Source organism: Fulvivirga sedimenti, from assembly GCF_020328055.1.
The window spans coordinates 268761-290758 of record NZ_JAIXNE010000006.1 but is presented as its reverse complement, the minus strand read 5'-3'; the positions used below and the strand labels follow the sequence as shown (position 1 = coordinate 290758).

Annotated in this window: 18 protein-coding genes; 7 read left to right on the top strand and 11 right to left on the bottom strand. The window is 45.2% G+C overall.

Annotated elements, in window-relative coordinates:
• Positions 1–19: 19 nt before the first annotated feature.
• From LDX50_RS27295 to LDX50_RS27285, 3 genes are read right to left on the bottom strand one after another with little or no spacing between them, the layout of a single operon-like run.
• Entirely contained in the window at positions 20–757 is a 738-nt protein-coding gene (locus LDX50_RS27295; RefSeq protein ID WP_225699464.1) for a LytR/AlgR family response regulator transcription factor, read from the bottom strand.
• Positions 735–1799, bottom strand: coding sequence for a sensor histidine kinase (locus tag LDX50_RS27290; protein ID WP_225699463.1), 1065 nt, complete (start codon positions 1797–1799; stop codon positions 735–737). The genes LDX50_RS27295 and LDX50_RS27290 overlap by 23 nt, the downstream gene beginning before the upstream one ends.
• A 36-nt stretch (positions 1800–1835) precedes the next feature.
• Complete coding sequence (locus LDX50_RS27285; protein ID WP_225699462.1) at positions 1836–2570, bottom strand: LiaF transmembrane domain-containing protein; 735 nt, start codon at positions 2568–2570, stop codon at positions 1836–1838.
• A 176-nt stretch (positions 2571–2746) separates the two neighbouring features.
• Between LDX50_RS27285 and fumC the strand changes: the two genes are divergently transcribed.
• From fumC to LDX50_RS27260, 5 genes are all read left to right on the top strand, one after another.
• The gene (gene fumC, locus LDX50_RS27280; protein ID WP_225699461.1) at positions 2747–4150 is read left to right on the top strand and encodes a class II fumarate hydratase; all 1404 of its coding nucleotides are present in this window, start codon (positions 2747–2749) and stop codon (positions 4148–4150) included.
• 61 nt (positions 4151–4211) lie between these two features.
• A complete protein-coding gene (locus LDX50_RS27275; RefSeq protein WP_225699460.1) occupies positions 4212–4832 on the top strand; it encodes an Ezrin/radixin/moesin family protein in 621 nt (206 codons plus the stop codon).
• Positions 4833–4915: 83 nt separating this feature from the next.
• On the top strand, positions 4916–6643 hold the full coding sequence (recJ, locus tag LDX50_RS27270) for a single-stranded-DNA-specific exonuclease RecJ (RefSeq protein WP_225699459.1): 1728 nt from the start codon (positions 4916–4918) through the stop codon (positions 6641–6643).
• A 13-nt stretch (positions 6644–6656) separates the two neighbouring features.
• Positions 6657–7388 (top strand): LPS export ABC transporter ATP-binding protein, encoded by a 732-nt coding sequence (gene lptB / locus LDX50_RS27265; RefSeq protein ID WP_225699458.1) that lies wholly within the window; start codon positions 6657–6659, stop codon positions 7386–7388.
• A gap of 5 nt (positions 7389–7393) precedes the next feature.
• On the top strand, positions 7394–8914 hold the full coding sequence (locus LDX50_RS27260) for a GH3 auxin-responsive promoter family protein (protein WP_476702573.1): 1521 nt from the start codon (positions 7394–7396) through the stop codon (positions 8912–8914).
• A 102-nt stretch (positions 8915–9016) separates the two neighbouring features.
• Here the strand turns inward: LDX50_RS27260 and LDX50_RS27255 are convergent, their stop codons facing one another.
• From LDX50_RS27255 to gldB, 6 genes are all read right to left on the bottom strand, one after another.
• On the bottom strand, positions 9017–10150 hold the full coding sequence (locus LDX50_RS27255) for a DUF2911 domain-containing protein (protein ID WP_225699456.1): 1134 nt from the start codon (positions 10148–10150) through the stop codon (positions 9017–9019).
• Between the two features lie 232 nt (positions 10151–10382).
• Entirely contained in the window at positions 10383–11018 is a 636-nt protein-coding gene (plsY, locus tag LDX50_RS27250) for a glycerol-3-phosphate 1-O-acyltransferase PlsY (RefSeq protein ID WP_225699455.1), read from the bottom strand.
• 78 nt (positions 11019–11096) lie between these two features.
• Positions 11097–15929, bottom strand: a complete 4833-nt coding sequence (locus LDX50_RS27245) for a hypothetical protein (protein WP_225699454.1) — start codon at positions 15927–15929, stop codon at positions 11097–11099.
• A gap of 98 nt (positions 15930–16027) precedes the next feature.
• Positions 16028–16864 (bottom strand): 50S ribosomal protein L11 methyltransferase, encoded by an 837-nt coding sequence (gene prmA, locus LDX50_RS27240; RefSeq protein ID WP_225699453.1) that lies wholly within the window; start codon positions 16862–16864, stop codon positions 16028–16030.
• Position 16865: 1 nt separating this feature from the next.
• Positions 16866–17627, bottom strand: coding sequence for a triose-phosphate isomerase (gene tpiA / locus LDX50_RS27235; protein ID WP_225699452.1), 762 nt, complete (start codon positions 17625–17627; stop codon positions 16866–16868).
• A gap of 10 nt (positions 17628–17637) precedes the next feature.
• A complete protein-coding gene (gldB, locus tag LDX50_RS27230) occupies positions 17638–18663 on the bottom strand; it encodes a gliding motility lipoprotein GldB (protein ID WP_476702572.1) in 1026 nt (341 codons plus the stop codon).
• 59 nt (positions 18664–18722) lie between these two features.
• On the opposite strand from gldB, the gene LDX50_RS27225 reads away from it, so the two are divergent.
• On the top strand, positions 18723–19364 hold the full coding sequence (locus tag LDX50_RS27225) for a PorT family protein (RefSeq protein WP_225699450.1): 642 nt from the start codon (positions 18723–18725) through the stop codon (positions 19362–19364).
• On the opposite strand, the gene LDX50_RS27220 is transcribed toward LDX50_RS27225, so the two are convergent.
• Positions 19361–19609 carry a hypothetical protein gene (locus LDX50_RS27220; RefSeq protein WP_225699449.1) on the bottom strand — a complete coding sequence of 83 codons (249 nt, stop codon included), beginning with the start codon at positions 19607–19609 and terminating at the stop codon, positions 19361–19363. The genes LDX50_RS27225 and LDX50_RS27220 overlap by 4 nt on opposite strands.
• Positions 19610–19693: 84 nt before the next feature.
• Here LDX50_RS27220 and LDX50_RS27215 point away from each other — a divergent pair, with 84 nt between their 5' ends.
• On the top strand, positions 19694–21019 hold the full coding sequence (locus LDX50_RS27215) for an HTTM domain-containing protein (RefSeq protein WP_225699448.1): 1326 nt from the start codon (positions 19694–19696) through the stop codon (positions 21017–21019).
• Here the strand turns inward: LDX50_RS27215 and LDX50_RS27210 are convergent.
• Positions 20988–21998 carry an alpha/beta hydrolase gene (locus tag LDX50_RS27210; RefSeq protein WP_225699447.1) on the bottom strand — a complete coding sequence of 337 codons (1011 nt, stop codon included), beginning with the start codon at positions 21996–21998 and terminating at the stop codon, positions 20988–20990. The genes LDX50_RS27215 and LDX50_RS27210 overlap by 32 nt on opposite strands.

Here is a 21998-nt window from a genome sequence, read left to right as displayed (position 1 = left end):
GTAGGAAAATAGGTGAAGACTAGAAACCGAGCTGGTCGCGCAGCAACTGATATCCCTTTCTGCTAACGGGAATCTTATCTCCGCCTTTCAAAATGGCAACATAGCTATCCTTGGAATAGGCTTCGATACGGTCGATCTTACTAACTGAAACAAGATAGGACCTGTGCACCCTGACAAAATCTTCGGATGGGAGCGACTCTTCGAGGTATTTCATGGTTAGCTGCTTCAGGTATTTTTTTCCTTCAGCATGAACAGCGACATAATCATCCTGTGCTTCTATGAAATCAATTTGTCCCGCCCCGATAATCGTGATCCGGGTACCGTTTCGTACGGCAATCCGGTCGATGGGCCTTGAGGATTGTCGAACTGTCGTAAGGGCACTTGTATCCCGGGACTCGCCGGCACCCAGTTTTTCAATTGCCCGGCCCAATGCTTCATCGAATCTTTTACGCGTAAACGGTTTTAAAAGATAGTCGGCAGCGCTTAACTCAAAGGCTTTGATTGCATATTCATCGAATGCGGTGCTGAAGACAATCACCGGTAATTCATCCAGGAGTTCAAGCAATTCAAAGCCCGAAAGCTTTGGCATCTGCACATCCAGGAAAACAATATCCGGTTGGAGTTCCTGAATTGCCTTCAGACCTTCAAAGCCATTTATACATTCACCTACCACCTCAACTTCCGGATGGTCTTTCAGGAAATTCAGAACGATTGAGCGGGCAAGCGGTTCATCATCAATTATCAGAATCCTGATCATCGGTCTGGGGTACAACAATTTTTACACGATACATATCGCGCGTTCTTTCAATGGTTACAAGGTCTGGAATACCATACATTAATTCAAGGCGGCTTCGAACATTTTTCAGCCCAATGCCTGTGCCTTTTACTGATGACTTTTGCATCGGATCATACGTATTTGATATGAATATTTCCAGCAGTCCCTCCCGGCATTTCACCTCAGTTCGGATTTCAACTGTTTCGAGTTGTTCATACACTCCATGTTTAATGGCATTTTCATAAAGCGGCTGTAGTATTAATGCGGGTAGTTTGTGGCGCATACAGCTCCCGGGAATAACCTGTACTACCCGGAGTCTGTCGCCAAACCGCACCTGTTCAATATCCAGGTAAAGAGCCATCTGCTGCATCTCATCGGCAAGCGTATGAACATCTTTCCGTTCCTTTCCAAGGGCATTTCTGAAGAATTCCGATAACTTGATCACCATTTCCTGAGCCGCCTCAGGCGAAGACATGGTAAGCGCGCTTATGGAATTCAGACTATTGAAGATGAAATGCGGATTGATCTGAAACTTCAGCATTTCCATTTCAGATTCGCGCAGCATATTTTTTAAATCCTGTTCGCGGCTTTGCTGAATTTCCAGGAACTGATTATGGTTATATAAATAGTAGATTAGCACCAGGATCAATAACAGCATCACGCCTGAAGCAATCCGCCAGCCTAGGCTAAATTGGAGATAGCCGAAATAATCTTCATTTTCTATCCAGGCACGCATGATACGGTCGTGCAGAAACGCCACAAGTGATACCACGATGATCACTCCTGTGAGATGGGTTAAAATTTCCTGCAGGGTGATCCTGTTCTTTGAAGAAGAAAAACGAATGGCAAAATAGTAGCTCATGCCGAATCCCGCCAGTATCAGGTAAAAAGAAGCGGCATCAGCCAGGCAGATGATGACCGGGAATGTGAACAGGTTATAAAGAACCCCGGCGTGGATAACGATGATCAGTATCCACACCAGGGAATATATAAGGAATGCTTTGCCGTTGATAGGATGTTTCATGGTAAAAAGGCCGGGCTCATGTCCCGGCCTGAGGAATTATTTGTTCAATGAGACTTCGCCACCTCCAAACATCACAAATCCTTTTATTACAAGCGTTTTTTCTGAATCGGGTATTACCTTAAGGTTGGAATATCGTTTGTCACCGAAACCACCCAGCAGGGAAAATACCTCCACCCGCACGTTCCAGTCCGGCGGCACCAGAATATGAGTTCCACCGAACATGACAAATATATCCAAAACCTGGGTACCGGGCGCTAGTCCCGCCCCGCGCAGATCAATCTCCGAACCTCCGAACATAGCGGTGATCTTTCCACCCCTGAAGTTCTGCGAATTCACGGTACGTTCCCGTCCGCCAAATATGGCAAAATCATCAATTAAGTCTCCTCCGGGATCACCTGGCGTTGATCCGGATGCACCAGCAAATGAATCCACCGGACTGTTTCTTCGGGTGATCAGTGAAATACCAATCGCTATGATGATCAGCGGCCAGAAAATACTCCAGACATTAAAGTTCAGGAAGTCGAAGAAATTGAGGTCCTCAAGCCAGAAGAAAGATCCGATGGCAATCAGGACCACGCCAGGGCCTACTTTTTGACGGCCGACAATTAAAAAGGCGCCGAGTGCAATCAGGAAAGTTTTCCAGCTGAACAGGTAGTATTCAATGTGATATGGTATTACATTGAGATTATCAAGTAACCAGGCTGCTCCGAGTAACAGGAGGGCGACGCCAAGCCATACGCGTCTGTCGGGGGTGTGTCGTTGTTCTTCCATTTCTTTGATTGTTAATTATATCAATATTAGCGGATTACAACCCGAAAGGTTAGTGTTTATCGGCGAGTGCCGGTCCACTACCGGTAAATGCCGAAAAGGGATGTGTTAAATTGAACGACCGGTATTCCGACAACCAAAATATATTGGCTAAATTTGAGCATAAATAACGATCACCTATGGAATACCGGATAGAAAAAGACACGATGGGGGAGGTAAAAGTACCTGCCGACAAATATTGGGGGGCACAAACGGAGCGTTCCCGAAATAACTTTAAAATTGGTCCGGCAGCCAGTATGCCGCTGGAGATAATACAAGGTTTCGCCTATTTAAAGAAAGCGGCGGCCCATGCAAACCACGACCTGGGCGTTCTTTCTGCCGAAAAAATGGAGCTTATTTCCAAAGCTTGTGATGAAATTCTGGCGGGTAAGCTTGACGATCAGTTCCCCCTGGTGATCTGGCAGACAGGTTCAGGAACCCAGTCGAACATGAACGTGAACGAGGTGGTTTCGAACCGGGCACACGTTCTTGCCGGTAACACGTTGGGTGAAGGGCAAAAACTAATCCATCCGAACGATGATGTGAACAAGTCGCAATCATCGAATGATACCTATCCAACCGCCATGCACATCGCATGTTATAAAATGCTTGTCGAGACCACAATTCCCGGTGTGGAAAAACTTCGGGATACCCTGGCTGAAAAATCCGCAGCCTTTATGGACGTGGTAAAAATCGGGCGCACGCACTTGATGGATGCCACACCGTTAACACTCGGACAGGAATTTTCAGGTTATGTAGCGCAGTTGAACCATGGTCTGAAAGCACTTCGCAACACCCTCGACCACTTATCGGAAATCGCCCTTGGCGGCACTGCGGTAGGCACAGGAATCAATACTCCGGAAGGGTACGCCGAATTGGTTGCGAGTAAAATTGCAGGTTTTACGCAATTGCCTTTCAGAAGTGCCGAAAACAAATTTGAAGCCCTGGCTGCCCATGATGCGATCGTTGAAAGTCATGGAGCCCTGAAACAGCTTGCCGTTTCTTTGAATAAAATTGCTAATGATATTCGTTTGCTGGCATCCGGTCCGCGGTCCGGAATCGGGGAAATAATTATACCTGCCAACGAACCCGGATCATCCATTATGCCCGGCAAGGTAAACCCCACACAATGCGAGGCGCTTACCATGGTTTGTGCCCAGGTGATCGGAAATGATGTTACCATTACTGTTGGCGGCACGCAAGGTCATTACGAATTAAACGTCTTTAAACCTGTAATGGCAGCAAATTTCTTACAATCGGCACGTTTGATCGGGGAGGCATGCGTCTCATTTAATGATCATTGCGCTATCGGCATCGAGCCTGATCTGAAAAACATCAAAAAGCATGTAAACAACAGTTTAATGCTTGTTACAGCGCTAAATACGCATATCGGGTATGAAAAAGCGGCTAAAATCGCAAAGACAGCGCATGAAAACGGCACGACACTCAGGGAAGAAGCCATAAACCTGGGCTACCTTTCTGGTGAAGAATTCGATAAATGGGTACGTCCGGCAGATATGGTGGGCAGCCTGAAGGGCAAATAATAAAATATTTAATTATATTGCCTATATTTCAACGAGAATCATTTTTTAACTATTAAGAATCATGAAAAAACTTTTTTCGCTCGTTACCATTGTCCTGTTGGTCCTGATCAGTTCCACCTCTTTTTCCCAGCTTACCAAGGAAGAATCAAAGGAATGGAAGAAACGTGCCAAGGAGATGGCGAAAGATCCTGAATCGCTGAAAACACTTGTAGAAAGCGAAGCGGCTTTACAGTCCCAGGTAAGTACTTTAAAAAACGAACAGGATGCGCTGAAATCGCAGCTCAATGCCAAGGATGCCAAAATCGATGAGATGGAAGGCAACCTCACGCAATTAAGGGCTGAATTGTCAGACGCGAGAAGTACCATCAGTGAAATGGAGAGTAATATGCCACAGGTTGCTGCCAGCGAAGGTGCGATCCCTGGTGTGGTATTTAAAGTCCAGATCGGTGCCTTCCGTAACAAGGACCTGAGTAAGTACTTCGACAATCACCCGAACTTTGCAGGAGAAATCGTGGACGGTACTCAGAAGATCACGATTGGCCAGTTCAGTGACTATTGGGAAGCCGACACATTTAAAAAATATCTGAGGGAAATGGGTGTTAAAGATGCCTGGATAGTTCCCTATAAGGACGGTGTGCGCGTGCCGATCAAAGACGTCCTGGAAGGAGTCGTCTCTGAATAGAGCGATTGTCCGTTTACAAGTTTAACTTTGCTGAAGGCAGTACCCGTGTGCTGCCTTCTTTTTAACCCGTCTGCCAGAAAACTATGCAAAAGAAGCGCTGGATTCTTCCGGAATCAATGGAATCTGAGATGGCAAACCAATTAATGTCTGCCATAAACGTAAGCGCTCCCATTGCCAACATACTCATCAACAGAGGGATAACCAACTTTGAACAGGCGAAGGAATACTTCAGGCCATCGCTGGAAATGCTGCATGACCCCTTCCTCATGGCAGGAATGGAAGCCGCCGTGGATCGGCTGGTGAATGCGATCGGTACAGGCGAAAAGATTTTGATCTACGGCGATTATGATGTAGACGGGACCACGTCTGTGGCAATGTTCTATCATTTCCTTTCGTCGTTCTATGATCATTGCGAATATTATATTCCCGACCGTTACAAGGAAGGATACGGCGTGTCACTTGCAGGAGTAGATTATGCGGAAGAGAATAATTTTTCCCTCATCATTACATTGGATTGTGGAATTAAATCAAATGATCTGGTTTCACTGGCCTCAAAAAAAGGGATTGATTTCATCATCTGCGATCATCATGAGCCAGATAACGTTCTGCCACCTGCCGTTGCGGTCCTTGATCCCAAACGCACAGACTGCCCGTATCCCTATAAGGAATTATCCGGTTGCGGGGTGGGCTTCAAATTTATACAGGCCTTCCTGCTGTCACACCCCGATATAGGTTTTGATCCGTTTTCACTGCTTGACCTGGTTTGCGTTTCCATCGCGGCGGATATCGTCCCGATAACGGGCGAAAACCGTGTTCTCGCCTACTATGGTCTTCAGAAATTAGCAAGAGATCCTCATCCCGGACTGGCAGCGCTGATGGAAGTTGCAGGCATTCAACAGAATGATGTAACCATTTCCAGGGTCGTATTCGGACTGGCGCCCCGTATCAATGCAGCAGGCCGGCTGGAAGACGCCAAATATGCCGTTCGGCTGATGCTGGCGACGGATGCTGAACCGGCTCAAAATTTTGCTCGTCAGCTCGATGGCCATAATCAACAGCGAAAAGACATTGACCGTCTTATTACGAGTCAGGCTCATGACATGATACTTGAAAACGGGTGGACCGAGGCGAATACAACGGTGCTTTTTCAACCAGACTGGCATAAAGGTGTTATCGGAATTGTAGCATCACGATGTATTGAGTCGTATTACCGGCCAACGGTCATCCTTACCGAGACACACGACGGAATTTTAACGGGTTCGGCCCGTTCTGTAGATGGTTTTGATCTCTATTCAGCTCTTTTGAAATGCTCAGATCTGCTGGAACAATTTGGCGGTCATAAACATGCGGCGGGAATGACCCTTCGAAATGAGAACCTCGAAGCTTTTCGGTCACGCTTCGAGGCAGTTGTTTCCAGTGAAATCACTTCAGACCTGTTAACCCCGTCGATCATAATCGACACCAGAATTTCACTGGACGACATCAATCCAAAATTTTTCAGGATAATGCAGCAAATGGCCCCGTTCGGGCCAGGAAACGCTGAGCCTGTTTTTGTCGCTGAAGATCTTATCGCACGTGACGTGCGAGCTTTTTCGGCGCGTAACAATCCGGATTCAAACCACCTTAAACTTCGGATCGGTCAGTATGGGTGTACTTCCACATTTGAAGCTATTGGATTTGGCATGGGGGAATATGCAGATCAGCTTAAGAAAAATCCGCAGGGTTTCGGTATGGCTTTTGCGGTAGCGGAGAACAGATATATGGGCCGGGTTTCACTGCAACTGTATATAAAGGATATTAGGTGGGAATAAGTATATTTGAATCATGAAGCTTCACGCGAACAATCTTGTAAAAAAGTATAAGAAAAGAACTGTTGTAAACCATATATCGGTTGAAGTGGAGCAGGGCGAAATTGTCGGACTTCTGGGCCCGAATGGTGCCGGAAAAACGACTACTTTTTACATGATCGTAGGTTTGATCAAGCCGAATGAAGGTGAAATTTTCCTGAATGATGAAAATATAACCGACCTTGCCATGTACCGCAGGGCAAAAAGAGGAATCGGTTACCTCGCGCAGGAAGCATCGGTTTTCCGAAAGCTGACGGTGGAAGAAAACATACTTTCCGTACTGGAAATGAGAAATCTTCCGAAGAAAGTGCAGCGGGAAAAAACGGATGAGCTTCTGGAAGAATTCAGTCTCACGCACGTACGGAAAAACCTGGGCATGGTGCTGTCAGGAGGAGAGCGCCGACGTACCGAAATTGCGCGTGCCCTGGCTGTAGATCCTAAATTTGTACTGCTCGATGAACCCTTTGCAGGAGTTGATCCCATTGCTGTTGAAGAGATCCAGACAATCGTAGCCCAGTTGAAAAATAAAAATATTGGAATCCTCATTACTGATCACAATGTAAATGAGACGCTGTCCATTACCGACCGTGCATACCTCATGTTCGAGGGAAAGCTCTTAAAGGCGGGTTCGGCCGAAGACCTCGCTGCTGACGAACAGGTGCGGCGGGTATATTTGGGTCAGCACTTCGAACTTAAAAGAAAAATTTAGCATCTGTGGGTCTGATAAATTCGATATTGACATGGGTCATGAAAAAGCGTATTCATGATATTGAGCTTTTCATGAAGTACCCACACGATGTTCAGGAAGAATTGTTTCATAGGCTTATCGCAAAGGGCGCGCAGACAGAATTCGGCAGAAAATATGACTTCCGGTCTATCGGTTCAAAGGAGGAATTCAAACAACGTGTGCCTGTTCACCAGTATGAAGACCTTTTCCCCTATATCGAGCGTGTCATGCGGGGAGAGCAGGGTATCCTCTGGCCGAGTGATATTACCTGGTTTGCAAAGTCATCAGGAACAACGAATGCCCGAAGCAAATTTATCCCTGTGAGTACAGATGCCCTGGAGGATTGCCATTTCAAGGGGGGAAAGGACCTGATTTCCATCTACATCAATAATTATCCGGAATCACGCATGTTTACCGGAAAGGGGCTGGCCATTGGTGGGTCACATCAGATTAATGAATATGATCCGGGAGCGAATTCCTACTATGGCGATGTTTCGGCTGTGATCATGAAAAACCTGCCGCTTTGGGCGCAAATTATACGAACGCCAAGCCTGGAGGTCGCACTGATGGACAAGTGGGAGGAAAAAATTGAGAAAATGGCCCATATTACAATGGACCAGAATGTCACCAGTCTCTCGGGCGTTCCTACATGGACCATTCTACTTATTCAGCGCATTCTTGAAATCAAGAAAGCGGACCATCTGCTGCAGGTATGGCCAAACCTTGAAGTCTTTTTCCATGGAGCAGTCGCATTTACACCTTATCGTTCTCTTTTTGCCAGTCTGATCCCTGAAAATGAAATGCGATATGTTGAGACTTACAATGCATCGGAAGGATTTTTTGGGATACAGGATCAAAAGGACAGCAATGAGCTGTTACTTATGCTTGATTATGGAATTTACTATGAATTTATTCCCTTTGACGAGATTGACAGTGACAATCCTTCAACGATTACCCTTGACCAGGTAGAAACAGGGAAAAATTATGCCATGATCATCTCGACCAACGGAGGTTTGTGGCGGTATAATATCGGGGATACGGTGGTTTTCACTTCTACTGATCCCTACAGGATCAAAATTTCGGGCAGAACAAAGCATTTTATCAATGCATTTGGAGAAGAGGTGATCATAGAGAATGCAGAAAGCGCCATCACATATGCGTGCGAAAAGACTGGTTCCATCATAGATAATTTTACTGCCGCCCCTGTTTTCTTCGAAGGAAAGGAAAAGGGCCGACATGAATGGATCATCGAATTTCGGAAGTCTCCTGATGATACGGATGCCTTCAACCAATTGCTGGATCAACGACTTCGGGAAATAAATTCGGATTATGATGCGAAACGATATAAGGATATGGCCCTGATCGAACCCATCATACATCACGTTCCGGAGGGAACATTCTACAAATGGATGAAAAGCCGGGATAAACTCGGCGGTCAAAATAAAGTACCGAGGCTGAGTAATAGCCGGGAATACGTAGAATCTATCCTGAAAATGCTCAATCATTAAGAAGCAGCCGATTTCCCTTAATTATTATCGTTGCCCAGGTAAGCCGAAATTAGCAAATAGGAAAGGCTGCCGTTTCCGGCAGCCTTTCTGACCTTGAAGTGCTTAATTAAAATCCTTTCCTTCTTCAAGTGCTTTCAGGTATCCTTCCAGGAAAGGTTTACTCGCATCTGGCGCCAGGGCAAAGGCTTCACGTTCATATTTCAATGCCTTTTTATACGATCCGGTTGCAGACAGACCTCGGGCCAGGCCATGCGGAGCAAGCCAGTGATCCGGCCATTTTTTGCTTGCTGTACTGAAAACCTCCAGTGCTTTTTCGGTTTTGCCCTGTGCTATGAGGGTACGCCCGTAATTGTAGTAATTCTGAATGTTGGCAGTAGGATCCTCCAATGCCTCATCCATCAAGGCAGCTGCTTTATCGGATTCACCCATTCCATTGAGAATCTGCGCCTTATTACTCAAAGAATTAAAATTCTTCTGACCAACAAACGGTGCATTTATGGCATTATCAGCCCACTCAAGGGCGGTTTCACTATGTATTCCCTGTGTTGACAGATAGGACGAAGCTGCAATCCAGTTCTGATAATCGAATCCTGGAATCGACTTGAGCTCGTTTGTCAGATTTTGATAAGTGAGTTCCGGCGTATCAAATGAGATCTTTATGGGAATGCGTTTCTGCTCCCAGTCGAGTACAAGTGTGGCGCTGTTCAGGTCAGCCTCAGGAAAACTATACGTAAGCAGCGGGGTATTCGCATGATCCTCCCATTGGGTATTTACACGCAGCGCATCATGGGCCGGATCGTAAAAGAAGCTTCCCCAAGAATGGGTATCATGACTTAAAATGACCGTTACCGCTCCATCCTCAGAGAGAACCATATGAAGTCCGTATTCGCCGGCTTCAATGGACTTACCGCCGAACGTTGCATCATGAGAAAATTCAATGAGCGTATTTTCATTAGCACCTGCCCGCCAGGGAGCAGCCTTCGTACTACCAAAGCCAAGATCACTCAATCCGTAAGGAACCAATGCACCCCATATCTGACCGGTACGGTCCTGTCCCTGAGGAGTGACAACATTTGGCCTGGAATAGGTAACGGTCACTTGTGCGATTCCGACAGTTTGAGAGATTGTAGCCTTTGGGCTTACCTGCGGCAGTGTTACGGTCTGAGCGCCTGAATGGGGGATGGATATCCCCCAAAACAAGGCCAGGACAACAAGGGGTTTATATAAGTTTTTCATACGTAGAGGGTTGAATTGGAGAATTAGGTTTTCACCCCCATGTACGCGATCGCAGGTGTTTTTGTTTGAAATATATGGACGAATGAGCGGTCCGCTTTTTAAACGGTTAGCCAACATGCCTGACAGGCAGCGGAAATAAAGCATTGCGCATGCCTGAAAATGAAATTGCCCTCAAAATATTGCTTTAAACGTAATAAAGAAGGATTCTCAGCATATCCCCCCAATGACGGGATTAATCCTTTCTTGATTTGAGCAGGTAGGTTTTGCGCTCTTCTCCATCAATAATTCTCCGTATATTCTTGTGATGAGTCCAGACAATCACGATAAAAAGGAAAAATCCAAAGATCACCAACAGCGGCTCTGACGTCTTGAATCTGGGAACCACCCACAGTATGGTGGGAAATGCCAGTGCACTTATGATTGAAGAAAGAGAAACATATTTAAACAGGAGGAGCGTAAGAATAAAAATAGCAATACAGATCAGTGCCACTTCGTAGTCGATGGCGATCATCATACCTAATAAAGTCGCGACACCCTTACCTCCACGGAAATTCAGGAATACCGAAAATATATGCCCGGAGACCGCCACAATGCCGAAAAGAATTTTAAAAATGATAAGATTGTTTTCAGAAATGAAACCCAGGTTCATCAATGGAATGGCGATGGAAGTAGCCAGCAGACCCTTAACGATATCCACCAGCATCACGATGATACCAGCTCTTTTGCCCAAAACCCTGAAGGTGTTTGTCGCTCCAGGATTTCCGGAACCGTGTTCCCGCACATCTATGCCGTAAAGTGCTCTTCCGAGCCAAACGGCCGTAGGTATGGATCCAAGTAAAAATGCCAGTAAAAATCCCGCTACTATCATATCATTTCCCGCATTGATTTATCACGGTACAAAGATAACGATTTGACAACACCTTCAAAAAATGATTATACAAACGGTTTAAAACCCATCATCCTCATCCCCGAAACCATCGTCTTCCTCCTTCTTGCCACCAAAGCCATCTTCGTTTTCGTCAACCACAGTTTCAACTTCAGATTCCAGGAAATACTCTTCATCGATGCCGTAATATTGCAACCTGAAGCGGTTGATGAATGCGAGTGTCTCTGCGCGGTCGCCGGGGGCAAAAACAAGTTCACCGATCTTAGCCTTGGCTCCGTTACTTTTCTCTGCAATGATCTGATTAAATAATTCGTTCGATGAATAAACCAGGAGCCGGTTATCTTCATAGCCAAAGTAGTACCACGAGGCGCCACTGGCCTTCAGGAAAATATTAAATACGGGCAGCCCGTCCTCACTTCGCTTCATTTCAAGGAACCCGTCAAAAGCACCATTAATATCTGTCCTCAAAATATTGGAAAGTCCGATTTTACCTTCGCTGTAGAAACCGTTAAAATCATTGCTCCACTTCATATCCAGGTTGGGGAACATCATTGAAACACTCGTTTCATTTGCAAATCCACCAAGCGAAACATATTCACCAGCTGAAGCTGCTTCATATTCACGGGCAGCTCTTTCCCCTGCAACATCTGCAAGCTTATACAGTAGGTTTGTCGGATCACCCAGAGATTCGGGAGCGCCCAGGTTTACAATTACATCCAGTATATCCACCGCCATTGCTTCCATGGCCTGCTGCGGTAATGTTGCAAAATTTACCGCCAGCATGGTGTTCATCACATAGGAATTATCATTAATATTTCCGGATCCGATCACAGCCGATTTAAACGAAGCATTCGTTACGGTGGGAAGGAATTTAGCAGGTCCTTCGAACCTGATATTGCCGTTGAACTTATTATACCGATAAATACGTCCTGCGAGTGAATTTCCTGATGCCTTAGCAGTATCTTCAACCACAAAGTCCTCGCTCATTTCGTCGTAGAACATAACCCCACCCGCCAGGAAAAAATCTTCATCGTCGGGTGAATAGCGTTGTGTGATGAATGTATTATACAGGCTTTGATCACCCGCAGAGATGTGCAAACCGGCAACGACATTCCTTCCATCTTCTGTAACAACATTGTCGTCGAAATTAATCACCACTTTTTCATCATCTCCCGAGCTTGAGTGTTTTATCCAGGTATCGTACCCCGGCTCATTCATATCGAGCTTGATATAACCATCCAGTTCAAGCGCAGGCTTATTGGCATATAATGTCATGCCGCCTTTATAGAACATTCCCGGAGCTACCATGGCATCCTGATCCTCCCGAACAAATCCGTCGGCAGTGGTATGTTGTTCTGTTCTTGCCCTGCGTCCCTTGCCGATCGTAACCTCCTCAAGCCGGAAATTATCAAACCTCACCGGCACACTGTCACCGAGCATATTCACGAAATGGTAGGTTGCATACCCTGTAAACTCATTTCGCGATATAATATCAATCACACCGTCTGTGAGGGTATGATACCCGTTGAGTGTATCGAGTACGATGGTCGTGTTCATCAGTGTTCCGATCTTCGAATTCTCAAGGATCAGTACCTCGCCATTTTCCGGGGTGATAAGCGCATCCGCAACCGTGATTGACGGAATTCCGCTCACTTTCAGCTCAAGCGTATTCAAATCATATTCCGCATGGGTCGCATAGAAGCTAAGGGAATCCAGGTCTTCGCGAGTCGTGTAAAAATATGAGCTTTCCAATGCCACATTTTCAGGCTTCGACATATAAATCTTGTCCTGCTGTAAGTCCCACTTCGCTTCACTAATGGAGGTATTGAACTGCGCATAGGGGAATTCAATCGCTGCATCTCCCTCTACTTCCGGACTGATCGTAGATGTACTGTCGACAAGGTTGAAATTCAATTTTACGTCTGTTCCACGGATCAGAGGTTTTTCAGGGTTGTCACTCAGCTTGTTAAAAACGGCATGCCGTGCATCGAAAGCATCATGCTTGAAACTGATTTCTTCCGAATTGAAGACTGATTCCCGCGCTACAACAGTACCGCTTGCAAAAACCCCGTTACTGTTAATGGACGCCCGCCCGTCGAGCGACGCAAACGTATCATAGAACCTGAATGCCTCCTCCCGGTTCTCTATGACCAGACTGTCCTCAGACGGATTCCATTTCATATCAAAATCAGTGATCTCCGCCCTTGGGAAGGTAAATCCGTTAATACTTTCTTCCCTCATGACCAGTGACTTTGCCTGGGAAACAACGGAATCGGGGTAAAATATAAAGTCTTCGGATTCCATCGTTAAAGACAAATGTTCAATCCGTCCATTTCCGCGCAGTCCGTTCTTATCAAGTTTCAGATCATTGTAATAAGTAGAGTTTCCCCCATAAAGATTCAGCCCTTCAGTAGGTGTAGTATATTCAAAACCCATTGAATAATCATCCATCACCTCCAGCTTGGCATCGAAAGTTGGGAAGATGCCACTCACAAACTGACCGTCAAAAGAGATGGAGGTTGGATCTGAACCATTGAGGCTGTCAACCGCGAATGGAGGAACCACAAAATTTATTGAACGTTCATAGACCCCGCCAAAAACATCTTTATTATCAAAAAATACGATGGATCCCTTCCCGGTATCAAATTTTGGATATTCATTGTAACTAACCTTGCCCGACTTATTATTCGGCCGGTTAATATACAGCGTACCTTTCGTGGCGCCATCAACATCTGATACGAGTGAGTTATTAATCTTTCTACGGCCTTTACCCCCGCGTGAATTCACATCCTTGATATAAAACTGGATGCTGTCGATTTCCTTGAGGTTGATCAGGAAGCTGTCATACCTGAAGGTAAAATCACGACCATAATATTCATAGTTACCGGCAGTGATTTTGCCATTGAACTTGAAATCCCTGTTTTCAAGTAACGTAATGGTACTGCTATCGGGCTCAATCATGACCCGCAGGGAATCACTAACCTGAAATTTTTCCACGCCCCGAACGGTCATATAGCCATTCGGGAAATTCAGTGTGGCATTCGGCTTGTCCATCACTGTTGATGCAAAAATGAAATTATCGAAATCCTTCATCCCGAATTTCGACTGGTACAGGTGTTCACCTTTTTCCTTAAGCTTTACCCTTCCTGATTGTGCGTTAAAATCAACTAACCCTTTTTGGGCAAGTGACAGCATAGCACCTTTTATAATGTGATCGGGTTTTTTATATCTTCTGGCCAATTCTGAAACATAGAATTCGTTTGTTCCTTCTTTGGCCGCATAGGCTGCAACAATTCCGAGCGGATTGAAGTCATATAATTGGTCGCCTAACGCGACATAGTCTTCATAATTATAATGATCGACGGATTCAAAATTCGCCGAAACCATTCGTTTCGCTTCAAGAATGGATATGTCAAGGCTATCGTTATCCAGGTCCCAGCGAATAAGATCAGCGGTGAAATCAACATTGAAGAAGGATGCAGAGTACGGAGTATTGCGGTATCCGCCTTTATCCTTCTGAAGGACAAGGCCTCTCGAATTCATGTTGTATTCCATCCGGACTGCCGGATGATAGATGCTGTCTGTATTCTGGTAAACAATTACTTTCGCACGTTGAGTTGATACTATTGAATCTGCAAATTCAAAGTACCTCGCACGCGCCTTGAATTTAGGCATGTCATTTACCGCTACATTGATGGTTGAAAGATCCCCAAGAACGGAGGCACTGATAATTTTGCTGCCTTTCATTGAAAAGCCGCCGACGTATGAAATATCGGGGCCAAAACCAGCTACGGGAATATTACTTTGATAAGAGATAAAACGCGGATATGTTGCGTCGGTTACAGAATCATGGCGTACACTTTTATAGTTCACAATCCCGGGTACGCCTTCTGTTACTTTCCCTGAATAATGCATGATTGCATTTTGCGCCTCAAACTCAGGTTTCCTGATATCGAAACTGTATTCAGCTAATTCCGAATAAACATCCGATGGAGGCAGTCCCGCTGATTCCCACGTCAAACGGCCCTCACTTCCAACAAAAACATTTTTTGTTACTTTAAGTGCCCCGCTTGTATTTTCAAGGAAAACGGAATCATAAGGAGTGGCAAAATTAAATGTGACCTTGTCAAACCTGATTACGGCACCTTCGATCAAAGGAAGCGGATCACCGGCAGCAATTGCTTCTGCCATGCTGTTGTCATTTTCTTCTTCGTAATCATCCCAGTTTTCATCATCCTCCCAATCATCATCCTCCCAATCGTCATCCTCCCAATTGGTATCCCAGTCATCATCACTCGGTTCATCATCCCAGTCATCGAAATATTCGTCTTCTTCCTCCTGTTCAGGTTCAGCGGTTTCGGTTATTTCCTGTTCTGTGTACTCGGGAATAGTTACATACTCAAAATTATATGTTGCATCAAGGGCATAGAGGGTATTTGAGTTTTCTGCAAAAAGCTTGTGTTCCCGGAACAAGAGTGAGCTCGTCGATAAAAAAGTCATTACGAAAGAACGTTCCTCACGATCAATGACCTGCCCGGCAGTTTCCAGGTACGATGATAATTTTTGGGCATCAAGATGTTCCTGATTAACTGCGGCCGCCAGTGCCTCACTGTATATGACAATATAAGGTCTTACAGGATACTTTTTATTCAGCATGATCCGGATATGGGATGCGGCTGATTCCTGTTGCTGACCTGACATAGACAGCCATGCCGAGGAAATTTCCTCGCCGGCAAGCATTGCTCTTTCATTGTTTGTGGCAGCGAGTAGTGAACGCAAAGAATCACCAAAGACAGCCACATTTTCCGGTAGTCTTGAAATCTGCGAAAAACCGGAAAATCCGATGAGCAGGAAAAAAATAAGTACGATATATCGTAACCTGGCCCTTATCATAAATTTAAGTTCCTAAAAATCCTGTTAATATACCATGTTCAGCACATAGATACTAACACAAAAACAGGGTGAAAAATTGCCTAAAACTAACCTCGGTGCTATTTTTTATGAAATAACAGTGCCGACCAGTGGTTTCTGTGCCCTGTTTTTACCAATTCGAAGCCCAGGGGAATAACACGGTTGATTATATCCTGTTCGTCGTAATCATAGAAACCACTTAACATTAATACGCCACCCGGCACAAGGTAACTGTTGTAATAATCCATTTCTTCCAATAAAACATTCTTGTTGATATTGGCAAGTATGATATCATAGGCTCCCTGGATATCTATGGTTGAAATGGTACCTTCCTGAATCGTGATACTCTGGCAATTATTGAGTGATAGATTTTCCGGTGCATTTTCGATCGTCCAGCTGTTATTATCATAGGCCAGCACTTCCCGCGCACCCAGCTTTTCAGCAAGTACGGCCAAAATGGCTGTACCGCAGCCCGCATCAAGAACTCTCTTCCCAACATGATCGGTTTCAAGCTGATGTTTCATCATCAGCCATGTGGTTGAATGATGGCCAGTGCCGAATGACATTCTGGGATTTATGATGATTTCATACTTAAATTCAGGATTGGCTTCATGAAAAACTGCACGTACCCTGCATATACCATCCACTTCAATGGGGTCGTAGTTTTTCTCCCACTCTTCGTTCCAGTTACGGGTTACTACACGGGAGGTGCTGTATGTCACGGCAGTTGATGCATACCTGCGCAACAATTCATCCAGATGCTCCTGGTTAAAATCCGACTCAGGAATATAGGCCTCAAGTCCGTCTTCGATTTCCATCATTGTGTCATAACCCAGTTCAGCGAGTTCCGCAATCAGTATATCACGGAATTCCTCAGGACATCGAAACGTCACTGCCATAAAGTCGATCAGTGCCAACCTAGAACGATTTAATTATGTCTACAAAATCCCTCGAGGAAAGAGATGCCCCTCCAATCAATCCGCCGTCTACATCCGCACAAGCAAAAAGCTCGGGCGCATTTGATGGTTTACAGCTTCCGCCATAAAGAATTGTAATATCATCAGCCAATTCTTTTCCATACGCGCCGGCAATATAGTTTCGAAGCGCATGATGCATTTCCTGTGCCTGTTCGGTCGAGGCGGTTTTACCGGTACCGATAGCCCAGATCGGCTCATAAGCGATCACAACCTTGCGCAGCTCTTCTTCTGATAAATGAAAAAGGCTTTCATTTAGCTGATTGCACACATGTTCAACATAATTGCCTTTTTCGCGAATTTCGAGGGATTCTCCGCAGCAAAAAATGGGAAGCAGTCCGTGGTTCAATACGATATCGGTTTTTCTTGCCAACTGTTCGTTGGTCTCATTAAAGTATTCGCGGCGCTCACTATGACCAATGATCACGAAGTTCACACCAACCGAAGCAAGCATCCCGGCCGAAACCTCACCCGTGTAGGCGCCTTTTTCGTGCTCAGAACAATTCTGTGCCGCAAGTGAAATTCGGGCTTCATTTTTGAGCAGCTGACTGATCTTGGTCAGGTGAACAAAGGGGGGTGCTATTACGACACCAACATTTCCTCTTACTTCATCCTCAACCATATGAATAATCTCTGAAGTGAGCTTCAGCCCAGCATCAAGATCATTGTTCATTTTCCAGTTTCCGGCAACAAGTTTTTTTCTCATGATAAATAGATTATTGATTTTTTGGAGCATAATTACTCCTATCCAGAATTTTTTGTGCATCGGGTTCTGCCATCAATTCCTGAAGTGAAATATCAGGGTTCTCCCGCATGTAAGACTTGACGATCTCCCATCCAACCCAGGTGGCGATCCGGCCCGGTGCCTTGTCTCCGATCTCATAGGTGTTAGGCCGCTCATCAAGATATTTTTTCTTAACCATGTGACTGGTCTCGAAAAGTAATTCATTCTCCAGGAAATGCGCCCAGATCGTTCCGGCATTTTGCCGGACGCCCGTCATATTTTCAGCTGTGTATGAAATAATCACACTATCAGGTGTACAGGGCATCATATGCTTGGCAAAATAATACGCTTTCCCGTAGGTTATCATATCGGCAAGCATCGATTTGTTATTCAATTCAGTTCTGTTCCAGCGCGGAGAAATCCCATAAAGCAACATAAGGGAAGGTGTAATTTTTTCGGGGGTATAGCGGGCAAGCATATACTGATACATTCCTGCAGGCCTGAAACGCGCACCCTCTCCAAGAAAATAATCAAGCCCGATGATTACAAGGGAATCCGACATGAACAAATCATATTCAATACCGCTGATTACCGTTTTAATTTCCGGTATCTTAAAATCCGGATAATAATATTGAACGTGGGAATACGCATCATTTAGTTCCATTTTCAGATCAGTCAGATCACCGAAAACAGCGGCCACTTCCATACCTAGAGTATCAATATAGGGGTTGGTAAAGCGATCCAGCATCACGTCGATCATAATGCTGTCAGTTGGATATTCACTTCGCTTTAAAAAAACTTCTGCCACGACCGGATTGTCATTCAGGAAATTGATCATTTCATCCCGGTCAGAAATTCCAAGAAGTTCATCTTGTAATTCCATTATTTGAAGTTCGACTCCATTCCCAGAAATATCCGGCTGTGAAACACATTCTGATTCCGGGTCTGAATCACAACCCGTTACAATCAGCAGAACTAATATCAGACAGATTATTAATTGATTAAGAGGTTTTTTCATCGGGAACTATTGAGTTACTTTGTGTGAATCGTCACAAAAATAACATAATTGAGATAGCCATGAGAAAAAAATACATTTTCATTCTTACTATACTCCTGGGTGCGACTTCAGCCATGTCCCAAATTCAGATGGGATTCAAGGTATCTCCATACTGGTCCAGTAACCGTGTCGATGTTGAGGTTGGTGATGTAAATGTAGAAAACGACGGAAATGGCCTGCGCCTGACATTTGGCCCGGTAGTTGACCTTTCTATCGACAATAATGAAAACTATTATTTCAGCACCGGATTGTGGCTATCATCCAGACGTGCGGGAATAAGCTATTCAGGCTCTGAACGAATTACGCAGTCCTATAATCTTCAATACTTGTCTATCCCGGCAACCATGAAGCTCTATACACAGGAGGTAATGCTGGACAAACGGATTTTCTTTCAATTCGGACCGACATTTGACTTCAAGGTTTCAGAAAAACTTAAGGACGGAAACAGAAGTATCCGCCTGATTGATGATTTTCGGTTCATCGATGTATCACTTTACTTCTCGGCGGGTCTCGACTGGCATCTGGGATCCACAACACGTATATATGGAGGACTTACATACAGCAGAGGTCTTGTAAATGCCGCTAAGAATACCATCAGCGATTTGAATGAAATGACCTATAAGAATGATCTCTTCGGAATCGAGCTGGGGGTAATGTTCTAATTCATTTCGGCACTGTTCATGCTGATTACGTGGCGCCGGGTGGTAACCGGGTCATACTGATTGTAATAACCGGATAGGATTCTGTGAGCGATGTGGGAAAGTATTAATTCTTCATCGCTTTTTCCTTTATTTGACTGCCAGTAAACGCGCCGTGGATGACGCTTCATATCATCCACATAGCTCTTTGCATGTTCATATTGCTCAGGGGTATAACTTAGGGTAAAGCAAGTATTGACTGTTTTCATATGACCAAGATTTGATGTTGTTACTTCTAAAAATAACGAATCATATAGAAATTTGGTTGTTGGAGCCTGTAAAATTCATCTGTTATGGGGGATAATTCGGTGCAAAAACTTCTGTTCCGGCCGGTTGATAACACTCCATTAGTCGTATTCCGGGTCATTTTCGGGGCATTAATTATGGCCGAAGCGTGGGGTGCTATTCTTACCGGATGGGTGAAACGAACATTCATAGTACCCGATTACAATTTCCCGTTTATACAATTCTCATTCCTGGAGCCTTTGCCCGGTAATGGAATGTACATTTATTTCGTGGTGATGGGAGCCGTCGGCTGTCTTGTCATGCTTGGTTACAAATACCGTTATGCCATGCCGGTATTTGCCTTAATGTGGTCGGCTGTTTATCTCATGCAGAAAACCAACTACAACAATCATTACTACCTGTTGATGCTGCTAAGCTGGCTCATGTGCCTGCTCCCGGCCTCCAGAAATATATCCCTTGATGCAAAAAGAAATCCGGAATTTCGGTCGGAAAGCTGCCAGCAGTGGCATACCTGGTTATTTGTGGTTCAGATCACTCTGGTTTATATCTACGCGTCCATTGCAAAGATGTATCCGGATTGGTTTCAGGGAATTCCTGTAAGAATCTTTTTTGAAGGGAAAAAGGACTATCCCCTGGTGGGTCCATGGTTGCAGAAAGATTGGGTTATTTATCTTGTTGCCTATGGTGGAATACTGTTCGATCTGCTCATAGCCCCGGCACTATTGTGGAAAAAAACCCGAAAGGCGGCATTTATCATTTCCATATTTTTTCACTTATTCAATTCCGTCATATTTCAGGTTGGCATTTTCCCCTACCTCGGAATTGCCTTTGCCATATTTTTCTTTCCTCCTCAGACAATCCGCAAAATATTCCTTAGAAAGAAACCGGCATATATTTCTCCGGCTCACTTTTCAGTAAAATATAAACGGCCCATGATGGCTTTTCTCCTTGTGTATTTTCTCATACAGCTCGCGTTGCCCCTACGCCACCTCACATTCCCGGGTAATGTGAACTGGACGGAGGAAGGTCATCGCCTGTCCTGGCATATGATGCTGCGATCTAAAGCCGGATTTGTGCATTTTCGGATTAAAACGGATTCGGCAGAGTGGGTTATAGCTCCGGGAAATTACCTGACTTCAAAACAAGCTGCAAAGGTGGCAACACATCCCGACATGGCCTGGCAGTTTGTTCAGTATCTGAAAAAGGATCTCTTCTCAAAAGGAATCGCCGATCCTGAAATTTACGCTGTGGGTAAGGCAAGCTTAAATGCCCGTCCCTATACCACGTTGTACAACCCCGAAATTGACCTGGCAAAAACAGAGTGGGAGCCCTTCCGGCACGCTACCTGGCTGGTGCAGCTTCCTCCCGATTAACAGGTTTGAGATTCATCTCCTTCTCCAGAAATTGAATTGTTTCTTTTCTAACCGCATCCAGATCATGCGAAGTGAGCGAGGAAGCCATCACGTGATGTCCAACCTCAGGAAATCGCACAAGCTTCTTTTTTTCCGAGCCTAGCTGTTCGTACATATCAACAATCGCTTCGACGGAAACTGTATTATCCTGCAATGAATCATTCTTGTAGTAACAGCCAACAAAAACAGGATCTGTAACCGACCTGAAAGTTGACTCAACCATCGTTTCATCCACCAACGCCTGCAACTCTCCCAGTGACTTCAGGCAGTAGCGCGTGGTCCAGTATTGCTTACGCGGACCCTCAGCCTCCCATGAGTGAAAACTGCTGCCCGTAATCAAGCGTGCAATTTGTATTCCCCAGGGATCATCGAGGATGGCTGCCGATTTGTCGTAGATGCGAATATTGGGAGAATACAGAATCTGACCGGCAATTTCAGGAGCTGCATTGGCCAGGTAAAGCCCGAGTGTTCCTCCGGTGGATGTCCCCATGATAATCACACTGTCACCCAGCTGCCGGGCAATCGCCAGGGCTTCACGGGCAGATTCAAGAAGCTTGTCGGCCGTGAGATCACAAAAATTGTTTTCCACATCAATGCCATGACCGTAAAGACGGGGCAGGTAGAGGTTGAACCCATAACGCTCCGCAATTTCCCGGTGTATGGGATCCCCTTCCATGTAACTTGCAGACCACCCATGCAAATACACTATTGCATAGGGTGTTTTATTCCTCAGCGTATCATTATTCCAGATAATTCTTGCCTGATTGTCTGCCTTAATTCCGGTGACGGTATCCTCTCTGCTCAGGATCATCTGCTCAAGTGCTGTGAGATCAACCGGGACTTCCGGCAGGAATAATTCTAATTCAGGATCCTTAACTTGTGGTCCCGCCAGGTATACAACAATCAGTACCAGCGGAATAATCAGCCACTTTTTTTTCAT